The organism is Flavobacterium davisii (assembly GCF_042182265.1).
Lineage (GTDB): Bacteria > Bacteroidota > Bacteroidia > Flavobacteriales > Flavobacteriaceae > Flavobacterium > Flavobacterium davisii.
The window spans coordinates 888960-904521 of the sequence record NZ_CP097869.1 but is presented as its reverse complement, the minus strand read 5'-3'; the positions used below and the strand labels follow the sequence as shown (position 1 = coordinate 904521).

Annotated in this window: 11 protein-coding genes, 2 tRNA genes and 1 pseudogene; 6 read left to right on the top strand and 8 right to left on the bottom strand. The window is 29.6% G+C overall.

What is annotated here, in order from left to right; genetic code table 11:
• Positions 1-106: 106 nt before the first annotated feature.
• On the bottom strand, positions 107-532 hold the full coding sequence (gene ybeY, locus NAB20_RS03720) for an rRNA maturation RNase YbeY (protein ID WP_127823403.1): 426 nt from the start codon (positions 530-532) through the stop codon (positions 107-109).
• Positions 519-3872, bottom strand: a complete 3354-nt coding sequence (locus NAB20_RS03715) for a hypothetical protein (RefSeq protein WP_375605529.1) — start codon at positions 3870-3872, stop codon at positions 519-521. Before NAB20_RS03715 ends, ybeY begins: the two co-directional genes overlap by 14 nt.
• A gap of 171 nt (positions 3873-4043) precedes the next feature.
• On the opposite strand from NAB20_RS03715, the gene gltX reads away from it, so the two are divergent.
• Complete coding sequence (gltX, locus tag NAB20_RS03710) at positions 4044-5546, top strand: glutamate--tRNA ligase (RefSeq protein ID WP_127823401.1); 1503 nt, start codon at positions 4044-4046, stop codon at positions 5544-5546.
• A 282-nt stretch (positions 5547-5828) separates the two neighbouring features.
• On the top strand, positions 5829-6809 hold the full coding sequence (locus NAB20_RS03705; protein ID WP_105195358.1) for an SPFH domain-containing protein: 981 nt from the start codon (positions 5829-5831) through the stop codon (positions 6807-6809).
• Positions 6810-7086: 277 nt separating this feature from the next.
• Here NAB20_RS03705 and NAB20_RS03700 read toward each other — a convergent pair whose 3' ends face one another.
• Positions 7087-8775: a glutamine--tRNA ligase/YqeY domain fusion protein gene (locus tag NAB20_RS03700; RefSeq protein WP_088392360.1), complete on the bottom strand. Its 1689-nt coding sequence runs from the start codon at positions 8773-8775 to the stop codon at positions 7087-7089.
• Positions 8776-8892: 117 nt separating this feature from the next.
• Here NAB20_RS03700 and folB point away from each other — a divergent pair, with 117 nt between their 5' ends.
• Positions 8893-9249: a dihydroneopterin aldolase gene (folB, locus tag NAB20_RS03695; protein ID WP_088392362.1), complete on the top strand. Its 357-nt coding sequence runs from the start codon at positions 8893-8895 to the stop codon at positions 9247-9249.
• A gap of 57 nt (positions 9250-9306) precedes the next feature.
• Positions 9307-9377: transfer RNA gene (locus tag NAB20_RS03690), tRNA-Cys, on the top strand.
• A 188-nt stretch (positions 9378-9565) separates the two neighbouring features.
• On the opposite strand, the gene NAB20_RS03685 is transcribed toward NAB20_RS03690, so the two are convergent.
• From NAB20_RS03685 to NAB20_RS03670, 4 genes are all read right to left on the bottom strand, one after another.
• Positions 9566-9650, bottom strand: a tRNA-Ser gene (locus tag NAB20_RS03685).
• Between the two features lie 147 nt (positions 9651-9797).
• On the bottom strand, positions 9798-10463 hold the full coding sequence (locus NAB20_RS03680) for a hypothetical protein (protein ID WP_375605528.1): 666 nt from the start codon (positions 10461-10463) through the stop codon (positions 9798-9800).
• A 103-nt stretch (positions 10464-10566) separates the two neighbouring features.
• On the bottom strand, positions 10567-11253 hold the full coding sequence (locus NAB20_RS03675; RefSeq protein ID WP_088392366.1) for a LysE family translocator: 687 nt from the start codon (positions 11251-11253) through the stop codon (positions 10567-10569).
• A gap of 113 nt (positions 11254-11366) precedes the next feature.
• Positions 11367-12044, bottom strand: coding sequence for a head GIN domain-containing protein (locus NAB20_RS03670; protein WP_088392368.1), 678 nt, complete (start codon positions 12042-12044; stop codon positions 11367-11369).
• 36 nt (positions 12045-12080) lie between these two features.
• Here NAB20_RS03670 and NAB20_RS03665 point away from each other — a divergent pair, with 36 nt between their 5' ends.
• Entirely contained in the window at positions 12081-12320 is a 240-nt protein-coding gene (locus NAB20_RS03665) for a hypothetical protein (RefSeq protein ID WP_123901292.1), read from the top strand.
• Positions 12321-12389: 69 nt separating this feature from the next.
• Here NAB20_RS03665 and rnr read toward each other — a convergent pair whose 3' ends face one another.
• Positions 12390-14567 carry a ribonuclease R gene (rnr, locus tag NAB20_RS03660; protein WP_105195356.1) on the bottom strand — a complete coding sequence of 726 codons (2178 nt, stop codon included), beginning with the start codon at positions 14565-14567 and terminating at the stop codon, positions 12390-12392.
• 843 nt (positions 14568-15410) lie between these two features.
• On the opposite strand from rnr, the pseudogene NAB20_RS03655 reads away from it, so the two are divergent.
• A pseudogene (locus NAB20_RS03655) lies at positions 15411-15560 on the top strand (RpiB/LacA/LacB family sugar-phosphate isomerase); the annotation flags it as partial.
• Positions 15561-15562: the final 2 nt, after the last annotated feature.

The following is a 15562-nucleotide window of genomic DNA, read 5'->3' as shown; positions in this document are numbered from 1 at the left end:
TTACTTTATAAAAAATCTTTTCTTTATAGTGTTTCACGTGAAACACTATAAAGAAAAGAAAAGTTCCACGTGAAACAAATTTCATTTGTTTCACGTGGAACTAAAATTAGATATCATGTTTCACGTGAAACATTTTTATTTTTTCATCTTCTTTTAAACGCATCATTTCTTCTTCTTTTGCGCTCTTATCTTTATATCCACAATAATGCAATACTCCATGAATAATAACTCTTTTTAATTCTTCATCAAAAGGCGTATTCAAATCAATAGCATTTTCTTTGACACGTTCTATAGAAATAAAAATATCACCTGATACTACATCCCCTTCAGTGTAATCAAAACTGATAATATCTGTGTAATAATCATGTTCTAAATATTGTTTATTAATCTCTAATAGGTAATCATCATTGCAAAAAATGTAATTAATTTCGTTCAATTCCTTGTTTTCAGATTTAATAACTGCTTCAATCCATTTTGTATAATCAACTTCATTATCTAATAAGAAATCAACTTCGTAATTATAATTTATCATTTTGTTTAAAATATTCTTGAATACGTTTGTTAAATTGCGAGCGCAAAGGTAAGCTTTGTCTGTTTAATATTTCTATACTATTCAAATATTCTTGTAAGTTTTGCGGTAGGCTAGAAGAGGTGTTTTGAAATTCTTTTTTATTCGTCGTACCTTCTCTTTTACTGTCTTGATTTTGTTGCTGTGCTGCTTCTTGTAATTTAAGTAATTCATACTTTAAATTCAATGCTTTCTGTACTAACTGTTGATTAAATCCTTTCGTTACTAATTGCTTTTCTAATTGCTTCATCTGGTCTAAAACATTCTGACCTTGTGTACCTAAGCCTTGTTTGTTTAATTCTTTTTCTAAAGCATCGCGTAATTGTTGTTGTTGCTTTAATATATCTATAATACTTTGTGCGTTACCTTCTCCATTTTCTCCTGTCATATTTTGTTTCCCTTTACCATCTTTAGAATCGGAACCTCCTTGATTATTTGATTTATTACCTCCTGATTCTTTTTCTTCACCACTACCTGATGTCCCTGAAGAACTAGGCTTTTGCGAATTACCTTTACTCATTTTTTTTGCTAATTCTTCTTGTCTCATAATAATATCTGGCAATTGCATACCTGAACCTTTCCCTTTACCCGGACTAGGACTCCCTTGACCTGATCCAGATGCTGACATAGACATTTGCATATTATTTAAAACATCCGCTAATAGATTAGCTAAAGTATTAGCACTAGCAAATGTATATTGTTGACTAGATATACCTCTAGCAACTTGATTGTCTGTAAAATAATCAATTGATTTATCTATATTATAATAAATATTACCCACTTCTTTTGTTACTTTTTCTCCTATTTTAGGATTACGCAATGACATTGCAAATAAGCTATCATCTACATGTTTAAACTGATTTTTTAAATCTTGTTGTGTTTTAATATGCTTAGAAAATGATGATGATGAACCATTCATACTCTTAAAATTATTCATAAGCCTTTCTTCTGAAAAGGAAAATTCTAACAAGTTATCTACAATTTGACGAAGCATTTTAATATCTTCATTTATTTGTTCTTTATCACCTCCTTGCATATCTTTTTCCATAGATTGTGCCATCTGACGCATTTTACGTGTTGCACTTTTTTGTTTTGCAATAGCTTTAGAATTATTTTTATTTTTTAATTCATTACTTGCATTCTTCATATCACTATCAATACTTTTTTGTTTTTCTTCATCAGAAGGTATTGAAAGAGGTTTTTTTAATTCCTTATTTTCTTTCTCTAAACTATTTAATTCATTTTGTATACGATCAAAAGATGTATTTAATTCATTTTGTTCCTTTTCATTATTCTCTTTACTATTAGATAATTCTTCTTGTTTATCTGCTAGTTTAGCTAATTTATCAACTAATTGTTTTGCTTTCTGCTCAATATAATAGCGCTTTGTCAATTCTACTAACTGCTCTAAACTTTTAGATTGATTCTTAGATTTTTGTTGGAATTTTTCTATCTTATCAAATAAATCTTCATGCTGCATCTTTTCATTTAATTCTTTTAACTCATCTAATAATTTCTTATTTTTTTCTAAATCTTGTTGTACATTATCTAACCGTTTTTCTAATTCTTCTTTTTTAGGATCCTTAGAGGTTGGTTTAAACTGATCTAAATTCTCTTTTATTTTTTCAGCGTACTTTTTTAATAATTCTTCTTCTTGTTTTTGACGCTTAATGAAATCATTGATTTTTTGTTGCTCTTTATAATTAAGTTCTTTTTTTTCTTTACCTACTTGTTGTAGTTTTTCCAATTCAGTTTGTTGTTTATCTTGTGATTTTAAAGTTTTAGATAGGCTATTGATATTATCATTTTGTCTTTGTAAAAACTCTTCTTGTTTTTCTTGCTCTGTTGATTCACGATGAGAAAAAACAGAAGTTCTAGCAGTTTTAAATCCATGTAAAACATCGTTGTCAGAAATTTCAAAATAATAGTCATATTCAATTCCTGTTTGAATAGGGAGTGAGCCTGGAAAACTAAATATAAATTTATCATAAACTCCTTGTTTAAAAGACAGTGTTCCCCGTTTTGCCTGATGTGTTTTATCTTTAGGAAAATAAACAATACTTAAATTATGAAATCCATAATCATCCGCTATTTGGCCTATTAAATAAGGCTTTGAAATACGTAAACTATCGGGAGTACTTTCTATTTTAATCGTTGGATATTGATCTTTAATGATATTTAAAGAATATGTAAGCTTTTCAAAGTTTTTTATTGCTTTATTGGAAGTAACTATTTGATATTCTGAATTTTGATTAATTTTTTTAGTCAAAACAAAGTTGTTATTGCGTAAATTAAAGCTATTTAAAGACTTATTCATATTCATAAGAATTGATTCTGTTGATTGAGCTCTAATTCCCCAAGTTATAGTAGTACCTTCTGGTATAACCGCATTACCTGTACCTCTTATTAATTCATTTTTTTTACCTAAATAATCGGGATAGTTCAACAACATTTCAAAATGAGTAATAGCTGGAACTGCTTCCACTTTTAAATTATAATTCTTACTAATTACTTCATTTGATTGTATATAAAATTGAGTATTAGCTAGTGGATTTTCAAAAGTGTATTGAAAAATACCTGGAGCTGTATTTTCCATAAAATATTGTTCATTCCCTATGACAATAACTGCTTTATCGGGATTTATTTTTCCTTTAGAAAAAACAGTCAAAGTAAAATCTTTATTTTGCTGTGTAACTAAAGAATCTTTAATATACAATTCAAATGGAGCAGGAGGGGAGAAGTGTTTGTTATAATTAATCACACGATGTATTCCTTGAGCTAAATATTCTTCTTTACCTGAAATCATAAAAAATAAAATGATCAAGAAGGGAATTAAAGCTAACGGGATGTATTTTTTATTTTTATTTAAATCTATTGCATTTGAAAAAGGAATAGGTTGTAAACCTTTTGCCTTTTGATCTATAGAAGCTAACAATAATTCTGATTGATTAATATCATTAGTCAACTGCAAGAAATTAACCAATTTATCATTTACTTCATTAAAATGTTTACCAATTATAAAAGAAGCTTCTTCATAACTTAAACCCTTTTGAAGTCTAAATAATTTAAATAGTGGAATTGCAATAAATCGAATCAATAAAAAAAATTCTACGATAATAAATAACCAAAATAAAATACTTCTTCCTGTAGGTTGTAACCATAGAAAATATTCAATAAAACTTGTAAATAAAAAATAAAATAAACCTAATCCTATAAAAAATAAACTACCACGAAGCAATTCATTCGTGTAATACTTTTTAATAAAACTTTCTAATTTAGCAAATATGAGTTGTTTTGATTCCAAAATTCAATACTTTAATTATAACCTATAAAGTTAATAAAATATCAAATACAATAGCAATACTCTAAATCAAACAAATATGTAAACAGTATAATGTATCTTTGCATTAACATACTGCACATTAATTTTAGTAAAACGATGCTTTATGTAATAAATAACAAAAATCAAGAACAAATGTCAAAGCCAGTTAGAGTGCGTTTTGCACCCAGTCCAACAGGACCTTTACATATAGGCGGTGTAAGAACAGCCTTATTTAATTATTTATTTGCTAAAAAACATAACGGTACTTTCTATTTACGAATAGAAGATACAGACCAAACCCGTTTTGTACCAGGTGCCGAAGCTTACATTTTTGAAGCATTAGAATGGTTGGGCATTGCTCCTGATGAAACTGTAGGTAAAAATGAAAAATTTGGACCTTACCGTCAAAGTGAACGTAAGCCAATGTATAAACAATATGCTGACGAATTAATTGAAAAAGGTTGGGCGTATTATGCGTTTGATACTGCTGAAGAATTAGATGCTTTAAGAAAAGCTGCTGAAGCTGAAGGAAGAACATTTATTTATAATCATACTATACGTGAAACCTTACAAAACTCGTTAACTATTTCTGATGAAGAAGTTCAAAAACGTATTAACAATGAGGAAGCTTACGTAGTACGTTTTAAAACACCTGTTAATGAAATTTTAGAATTAAAAGATATCATTCGTGGTGCTATTAAATTTGACACTAATTTGTTAGACGATAAAGTATTGTTTAAAAGCGATGGTATGCCTACTTACCACTTAGCAAATATAGTAGATGACCATTTGATGGAAACATCGCATGTAATTCGTGGAGAAGAATGGTTACCATCCTTACCATTACACGTATTATTATACAAAGCATTTGGATGGGATGCGCCTGAGTTTGCACACTTACCATTGATTTTAAAACCGATAGGTAACGGTAAATTATCAAAACGTGATGGCGATAAAATGGGATTCCCAGTATTTCCATTAGAGTGGAAAACAGAAGAAAGTACATCAATGGGATATCGTGAAAATGGTTTCTTCCCAGAAGCTGTAGTAAATTTCCTTGCTTTATTAGGTTGGAATGATGGTACAGAACAAGAAATTTTTTCTTTAGAAGAGTTAATTACTAAATTTGATTTAGCTCGAGTAAATAAATCAGGTGCAAAATTTGACCCAGAAAAAAACAAATGGTTCAATCATCAGTATCTAGTAAACAAAAGTGATAAAGCATTAGCTAATAGTTTTACTAAAGAATTGGATAAAAGAGGTATTTCGACTTCATTAGACTTAGAAAGAATTGTTTCATTAAATAAAGAAAGAGCGAATTTTGTTACTGATTTATGGGATTTAACCGATTACTTCTTTGTTAATCCAACATCCTATGATGAAAAAGCTTTAAAGAATTGGAAAGAAGAAACCCCTCAATTATTAAAACAATTAATTGTAGTTTTAGAAGATATTACTGATTTTACAAGTATAAATATTGAAAAATTAGTAAAAGAATGGTTGACCACTAATGAAATTGGAATGGGTAAAGTTATGCAACCCTTTCGATTAAGTTTAGTAGGAAAAATGATGGGACCTCATTTGTTTGATATCGTAGAGATTCTTGGAAAAGAAGAAACTATCAAACGTTTAGAAACAGCTATAACTACTATATAAGTGAAAAAGCCAGCAATAAAAATGCTGGCTTTTTTATATGTTTCATTTAAAATTAAATCCAAATATCTTATTAAACTCGAACGAAGTGAATTCGTCAAGCAAATCCATTCTACTTTATTTTTCCTCAAATTCAAGTAAGTACCCATTAATCATCCAAATAGTCTTATTATTTCTTCTAAAATTTTGTTTCACAACGAAATCTAATGTTGAATCTTGGTTAAATGTAACAAAAACGTATTTACTACGTATAAATAAATATTTAACAAACTAATTATTTTTATTATGAGCTTACTATTTTTTGCTTTTATCATTTTTAGTATTACTTTATTTTTATCTTCATTTTTTACAGTCAAACAACAAACGGCTGTAATAATTGAACGTTTTGGTAAATTTCAAAGTATTAGAAACTCCGGTTTACAAATCAAGGTTCCATTAATTGACCGAATTGCGGGTAAAGTTAACTTACGAATCCAACAATTAGATGTAATTATTGAAACACAAACGAAAGATAACGTATTCGTTAAAATGAAAGTTTCAGTACAATTTAAAGTAATTCAAGAGCATGTATATGAAGCTTTTTATAAATTAGAATATCCACATGATCAAATTACAGCATACGTTTTTGACGTAGTGCGCGCCGAAGTTCCTAAATTAATTTTAGATGACGTTTTTGTACGTAAAGATGATATTGCCATTGCGGTAAAAAGGGAATTGAATGAAGCGATGATTGCTTATGGATACGATATTATCAACACTTTAGTAACCGATATAGATCCTGATATTCAAGTAAAAAATGCTATGAATCGAATTAATGCAGCCGAAAGAGAGAAAACAGCAGCACAATTTGAAAGTGAAGCACAGCGTATTAGAATTGTAGCAAAAGCACAAGCAGAGGCAGAAAGTAAAAAACTACAAGGGCAAGGTATAGCAGATCAACGAAGAGAAATTGCTAGAGGTTTAGTAGAATCAGTCAACCAATTGAATGAAGTGGGCATCAATTCACAAGAAGCCTCAGCTTTAATTGTAATTACCCAACATTATGATACCTTACAAGCAATTGGTGCTGATGCAAATTCAAATTTAATTTTATTACCTAATTCTCCACAAGCAGCTACAGACATGTTAAATAATATGGTGGCAAGTTTTACGGCTTCAAATCAAATTGCAGAATCAATGAAAAATACGGGAAGAAAACAAAAAGAAAATCTTAAAAAATTCCCAGAAGAAAATTTTGGAGACAATGATACTCCAAAAAATATCTAAAAAATAAAAAAAGTGGTCAAAAGACCACTTTTTTATTTTAAAGCGTTTTAAGAAACTTTTTTATATCAACTAATAAAATCACCTTACTACATTTTAAAAATAGCTTAAAATAAAAATATGAAAGTCATTTTTTTTAATCAAAATCTATTATTTAACAATAATTAATAAATAAAAATTATAATAAGCATTACTTATTAATATCCTTTTTAATAATAAATAATAATAATAAAAGCATCCTTTAGAGATGCTTTTATTATTATTTTAGGTATTCCAAAAATTATTCATCTTTACTTTCAACTTTAGCCCAAGTATCTCTCAGTCCAACTGTTTTGTTGAAAACTAATTTATCAGAAGTGGATTCCTTGTCAACACAAAAATAACCTAAACGTTGAAATTGGAAATGTTCTAAATCTTTAACAGTTGCTAAACTTGGTTCTAAATAACCTTTAATAATCGAAAGTGAATTAGGATTGATAAATTCTTTAAAATCAACCTCTTTGTTTCCATCAGGATTTTCATGCGTAAATAAACGGTCATAAATACGAACTTCTGCCTCAATAGCATGATTAGCAGAAACCCAATGAATCGTACCCTTTACTTTACGCTTAGAAGCTTCAGTACCACTACCTGAGCGTGAATCTTCATCATAAGTAGCATGAATTTCTATGATATTACCCGCTTCATCTTTTACAACTGATTCAGCTTTAATAATATAAGCATTCTTTAAACGTACTTCACCATCTAATTTTAAACGGAAAAATTTCTTATCTGCTTCTTCTTTAAAGTCTTCTCTTTCAATATATAATACTTTAGAAAAAGGTACTTTTCTGAAAGTCATTACTTCTTCTTCTGGATTATTTTCAGCTTCTAACCACTCTTCTTGTCCTTCTGGATAGTTGGTAATGACCAATTTAACAGGATCTAAAACCGCCATAACACGAGGAGCTGTCTTATTCAAATCCTCACGAACACAGAATTCTAATAAAGAAACATCAATTAAATTGGTACGTTTAGCAATACCGATAGTCTTAGCAAAATTACGGATTGAAGCTGGTGTATAACCACGACGACGCATACCTGAAATGGTACTCATACGTGGGTCATCCCAACCTGTAACATGCCCTTCTTGAACTAGTTGCAATAATTTACGTTTAGAAACTACCGTATGTGACAAGTTTCTGCGAGCAAATTCACGTTGTTTTGGACGTGTTTTTGAACTATCATAAATGTTATCTAAAAACCAATCATATAATTCTCTATGAGGCAAGAATTCTAAGGTACAGAACGAGTGTGAAATTTGTTCCATATAGTCACTTTCACCATGTGCCCAGTCATACATAGGATAGATACACCATTGATTACCAGTACGATGATGATGCTCGTGCATAATACGATACATCAAAGGATCACGCATCAACATATTAGGTGATGCCATGTCAATTTTAGCACGCAAAACATAAGAACCATTAGGGAATTCACCGTTTTTCATACGGTTGAATAAATCTAAATTTTCTGCTACGGAACGATCTCGATTAGGACTATTTACACCTGGCTGTGTTGGTGTACCTTTTTGCTTTGCCATTTCTTCAGATGACAAGTTATCAACATAAGCCTTACCATTTTTAATTAAAACGACAGCCCAATCATATAATTGTTGAAAATAATCCGAAGCATAACATTCCTTATTCCATTGAAAACCAAGCCACTCTACATCACGCTTAATAGCATCTACATATTCTTGCTCTTCTTTAGAAGGATTTGTATCGTCAAAACGAAGATTAACTGGTGCCTTATAATCTAATCCTAAACCAAAATTTAAACAGATAGCACTAGCATGGCCTACATGTAAATAGCCATTGGGTTCCGGTGGAAAACGAAAACGTAATTTATCGTTAGACAAACCATTTTTCAAGTCTTCTTCAATGATTTGTTCTATAAAATTCAGTGATTTTTCAGTATTTGACATCTTAATTTTTATACTTTTGACAAAGATAGAAAAAAGAGTTTATAAGTTTAGATGTTTAGTAGGTTTAGTAGACTGATGTTATCGTTTAAATATAAACTCCTAAACTTAAAAAAAGTAATGGGAATCATAAAATTAAAGAACATCCGTACATTTTCGAATCATGGTTGTTTAATTGAAGAGAGTAAAATAGGGAGTCAATACCGAGTGGATTTAGAAATTGAAGCTGATTTGACTTTATCAGCACAAACCGATAGGCTAGGAGATACGGTAGATTATGTTCATTTAAACAAGATTGTAGTAGAAGAAATGGCTATTCGATCGGAATTATTGGAGCATGTAGCTCAAAGAATTATCGACAGAACGTTAAATGAACTAGAATTAGTGGAAAAAGTTACGGTGGAAGTAGCAAAAATTAACCCTCCTATAGGCGGTGATGTTCAAGAAGTTACTATTTTATTGACAAAAAAAAGATAAACTTTTGGTTTGAATCCTTTTAAAATTTAAACTTTTCACTATATTTGCAATCGCAATGGCGTCGTGGCCGAGCGGCTAGGCACCGGTCTGCAAAACCGTCTACCCCGGTTCGAATCCGGGCGATGCCTCAAAACCTTCCAAGAAATTGGGAGGTTTTTTTTATACTTCAAATCTAAAGTCAACCCTATTGTAAATAAAAAACCACGAATACACGAATAATTTATAAACTAATATTCGTGTATTCGTGGTATTAATCAATACATTTTGAGCATAAAAAAAGGTCTGAAAAATCAGACCTTTTAACCTATTTAGCTTGCGGAGAAAGAGGGATTCGAACCCCCGGACCTGTTACAGTCAACAGTTTTCAAGACTGCCGCATTCGACCACTCTGCCATTTCTCCAGTATATCTCGCATTACTTCCGTATTGCGAGTGCAAATATAAGACAGTTTTTTATATTTGCAAACTACTTTTAGTCTCTTGTTCTAAAAAAAATATATATTATAATATAAATACCTAAATAATAGAACGTTATAAGCATACAAAAAATTAAACTTTTTTAATTTTTATCATAGGAGTCTTAGAAATAGCTAAATTTAAATCTGATAAAAAGGTAATTTTATGAATTTGAATTAATGTCCCTTTATCCTTATTTAATATAGCTTCATAAACTTCTGCTGGTATTTTATTCCCTTTAACTTCAAAACTGTCTAAAAATTCACCTGCTATATTAGTCAAATGCAAGCGAAATCCTGTAACAGTAATGTTATAATCCAATAAAAAGTCAATCAATTTAAAGGTAATTTCAGCATTTAATAATTCTTTAGTAGGAATTTCTAAAACACAATCACTATTAATACATCCCTTTTGATTAACTAATAAAGCGGCTAAAGGCAAATCTTTTACTCGTAAAATATGTTCTTCAATTACTTTTGTACTATCAGAAGTGTTTATTTCCACAAATACTTTGGTTTCCTTGCCATTTTTTGGTTGAAGGGTATAGTTACCATCAACAGATTGAAATAATGCCTCTCCTTTAATCTTAAAAGGTTTTGAATCTTTTACCTGAATAGAAATTGGATTAGGAATACCTTTATACACAATATTCAATTTATTTAAACCTATTAAAGAAAAATTGGGTTTAGAAATAGTAATAGAATCATTTTGACCGTAAAGAACAAAGGGTAAAAGAATTAGAAGTAAAATTTTTTTCATATTAGTTTATTTAGATTAAGGGGTTATTTATTTGGCATGAAATTACCAAAAATATAATAAGTATTTTGAATATTGATTATACAAAAAAAGAGTAATGTTACCATTACTCTTTTTCTATTTTTTCTATCGTATCTTTTACAAACTGTTTATCAGAAGGAAACCAACCTTGGGCTAATAATATGGCTCCAAAAATGATTAACAATATAGCACTCACTTTTTTTATTTTTATGATATTAATTGGAGTAAGTTTAGAACGCAATTGTTTTGCTGCTAATATTTTACAAATATCAGTACTTAAATAGGAAACTATAACAGTAGTAAAAAACCAAAAAACATTTGAACTATCCATTTGCAAACGAGGACCAAAAGTAATGATAATTAATAACCAAAATCCTAATACGCCAATATTAATAAAGTTTAAAAGAAAACCTTTGATAAATAAGCTAAAGTAATTTTTTTTAATTAAATCAACTACTTCTTCATCTTCTTCGATGCTTTTACTAGCTTTATATAATTTGGCATAGGAAATGATACCATAAGCCAACATAACAATACCTCCAAATATGAATAAGGCTGGATCATCTTTTAAACTTTGAATTAAACGATAACTGCCTAGATAAGCTAAACCTATAAAGAAAATATCTCCAAGAACGACCCCTAAATCAAAAAACAAAGCAGCTCTAAAGCCTTTTGTTATACTGGTTTCTAATAGTACAAAAAAAACAGGTCCTATCATAAAGCTCAAGAAAATACCTAAAGGAATTCCATTGCTTAAAATATATTGCAACATAAATTAACTGCTAGAATGAATTGGCAATTTAATTCTATATTCTCAAAAAATCTAATTTTTAGTGATTTTAAGAATATTTTATTTTAAAAGATCTATTAATCAATATACTTACATTAATTTTTGTCTTTACGTATTATAATATTTCCTCCGAAAATAGTTTTTTGATTTACTTGTTTAGGTTTTCCATATATCATAATGCTCCCACCAGCTCGTGCCTTAGCATCCACTATATCATAAGCTTTTATATCTATTTGACCACCAGCATTTACTGTTACTGTAGCTTGTTGTGTTTCGCAATTAATAGCATTTAAAATTCCACCTGCTGTAGAAACGGCATCTATATTTTGTGTTTTTCCAGCTAATTTAACGACAGCTCCACTAGAGGTTTTAATGTTGATTTTAGAAGTTTCTAGTATTAAATCTACTTTACCTCCTTCTTTAGCTATAATATCAAAGATGGATGTTTTTAAATTAACTTCACTACTTATAAAACTTCCTTCATTAGCTTCTACTGCTTTTAGGTCTTTAAAATAAATAGTGGCCTTAATATCATTCCCTTTTAGCATTTGTCCAAAAGGCATACGAACTTTCAATTCGCCGTCTTTATTAACCAATTCCACGGCTTCGGAATTTGTTCCTGTTAATTCAATTTTATTTTCATTGGAAGGAACCAAATGAATTTCAATTTGGTCAAATCCAGTTACTTTAGAAATGGTTCCTAATGATTTGCTGGTTTGTGCGCTCATCAAACTTACAGCAAATAAGGAAAAGGCTATTACATGTTCTTTCATAATTATATAAAAATCAATAAGGTAAACAATAGAAAAATGATTAACTCAACAACATTTAATTTACTTCTTGATTTAATGATTGCTTTTAAGACTAAGTCAAAAGCAATCAAACCCAAGGCAAGAAAACCAAAAATTATTTTTCCTAAAAAAATAAATCCTTTACCACATCCACCTACTTTTCCTTCTGGATTTATAAAAATTATAAACAGAAAAAATAGAAATGCTAATAAGTTAAAAACAGAAATATTCTTTTTTATAAAATTCATTAACATTTAAAATTTTGTACTATTTGAAAATTAACTTCATTCTTCAATTCAAAACTGCTACTGAACACTGAATAATCACTTAATTTCTTCTAATAAAATGATAATCCAATTGTTTTTTCACTAAGTCAGCATTCTTCACTTTTACCCAAACTTCATCACCTAACTGCAATAAATCTTTAGTTATTTGACCAACCAAAGCATATTGCTTTTCATCAAACGTATAATAGTCTTCTTTTATTTCACGAATGCGAATCATACCTTCACATTTGTTTTCAACAATTTCTACATAAATCCCCCATTCAGTTACTCCAGAAATAACACCTAAAAACTCTTGATCTTTGTGGTCTTGCATGTATTTCACTTGCATGTATTTGATAGAATCGCGTTCGGCATTTGAAGCACTATTTTCCATATTGGATGAATGCACACATTTTTCTTCATAGGCTTCTTCATCGGCACTTTTAGCGCCATCCAAATACTGTTGTAGCAAACGGTGTACCATAACATCAGGATAACGACGAATAGGTGAAGTAAAATGCGAATAATAATCGAAAGCTAATCCGTAATGTCCAATATTGTCGGTAGAATATTTGGCTTTACTCATGGTTCGGATAGCTAAAGTATCCACCATATTTTGCTCTTTTTTCCCTACAACATTTTCTAATAAACTATTCAAGGATTTAGAAATCGTATCTTTTGATTTGAAATTTAACGAATAACCAAACTTAGAAATGACACCTTGTAAGTTCATTAACTTGTTTTCATCTGGTTCATCGTGAATACGATACACAAAAGTTTTCTTTTGTTTCCCAATGAATTCAGCCACTTTTCTGTTAGCTAACAACATGAATTCTTCAATCAGATGATTAGCATCTTTAGCTATTTTAAAATACACGCCAACAGGTTCATCATTTTCATCTAATTTGAATTTAACTTCCACTTTATCAAAAGAAATCGCACCATTATTCATACGGTTTCTTCTTAAAATTTTAGCCAATTCATCTAATTTTAAAGTAGCTTCAACAATTTCATTTTTAACAATATACTCCTCTCCAGACAATGAAATTTCAGCTGGAATAGTATTTCCTTTCGATTCGATAATATGTTGCGCTTCTTCATAAGCAAAACGTTGGTCAGAATAAATAACCGTACGACCAAACCATTGGTTTACCACTTGTGCTTTTGCATTGATTTCAAATACAGCTGAAAACGTATATTTTTCTTCATGCGGACGTAACGAACATGCGAAGTTACTCAAGACTTCTGGCAACATAGGTACTACACGGTCAACCAAATATACTGAAGTAGCGCGTTTGAAAGCTTCATCATCAAGGATAGTTCCTTCCTGCACATAATGCGATACATCGGCAATGTGCACGCCAATTTCATAATTTCCATTTTCTAAAACTTGGAAAGAAAGCGCATCGTCAAAATCTTTGGCATCCTTCGGGTCAATCGTGAAAGTCAATACGTTACGCATATCACGACGCTTCGCAATTTCATCGGGTTGAATGGAAGTATCCAACTTTTTAGCATAGGCTTCCACTTCTACTGGGAAATCATAAGGCAAACCATATTCTGCAAGAATGGCGTGAATTTCGGTATCATGTTCACCAGGACGCCCCAATACTTTTACCACCGTTCCAAAAGGAGAATCGGCTTTTTTAGGCCAATCTTCAATTTTTACTAAAACAACATCACCGTTTTTAGCTTCTCCCATTTTTTCTTTTGGAATAAAAATATCGGTGTACATCTTTGGATTGGCAGTAGTTACAAAAGCGAAGTTCTTTTGAACATCAATAACACCAACAAATTCCATGCGTTCACGTTCCACTACTTCAATCACTTCAGCTTCTGGACGTTTCCCACTACGACGGTTGTACACATACACTTTTACCTTATCCCCATGTAAAGCATGATTCAAATTGGCAAAAGGAATAAACACATCTTCCTCAAAATCTTCACATAACAAATAAGCGGTTTTACGGGTAGTCATATCAATAATCCCTTCATAGTAATCCTGACTCTGTGCTTTTACAATATATTTACCAGGTTCTATTTCAAGAATTTGTTTTTTAGAAGCTAAAATTTTTAAATCTTTTATAATTTCATTTCTACTTTTAGTATCATCTACATCTAAACGAGCTGCAATTTGCTTGTAATTAAACGGCTTATTAGGTTCTTTAGAAAGTATTTTCAAAATTTTTCCCGAAAAGTCTTTTACTCCTTTACTAAATCTTCTAGGCTTTTTACTCATCTTTAATTTTTAAATATCGCTGAAAAGTACAAAATAGTTATAAGTTATAAGTTATAAGTTACAAGTTTTAATATAAAACTAACATTTGAAAAAAATACATCTATTTATCTTTTTCAAAAAATTAAAGTTTTTAACAATAACTAAAAAAATAAAAAAGAAGATTTTTTAAAAAAATAAAATTTGATGATTATGATAGGATGTTAATAAGGCTTAAAACTTTTTAATTTATATTTTGATAATTGAGTTTTATGAAGTTATACAACGATATTAACAGTTTATTAAATGATTAATGTATTGTTTTTTAGTTATTTGGTGTAGGTTATTAACAATTGTTTGTTTTTGTGTTTTGGTTCTTTTTTTTAAAAACTTAGATTGTTAATTGTTGTTAATAACTATAAAAAAGCATTGGATATTTTTTCTAAAAGTTGCTAAAACTTTTCTTGCGTAATCAGAAACAATTTTCAATTGTAAAAAAAACAATATCCTCCAAAAAAAGTTTTATTTTTCTCTTAATACTTATTAACAATTTTTATTAGACGACAAACCCTTGAAAATCAAGACTGTTTTTTGGTTTGTTAACAACCTAAAAAACGCTGTCTTTTTAAATTTATAAATCATTGAAAAATAAGATTTTACGTTATTAACTACTTTGTTAATAACTATGCAAGTATTTGATTATTAGATAATTGTTGTAATGATACAAGATATGTGTATAAAAACCTTATTAATATCAAGAATTACAAAATGTAATATAGTTACCTTTTACTAAAATAGCTAAAGAGTAATGTATAAATAATGTATTATTATTTATTTTTGTAGTATACAAAACAACGTTTAATTATTATGATTATTTCAATTGGAAACGACCACGCAGATCCTGATTATAAAAATGCTATTGTACAATATTTAGAAAACAACGGCCATACGGTAATCAATCATGGCACAGACGCTTTTGATAGTGTGGATTATCCTGATTTTGGACATCCAGTAGCCGT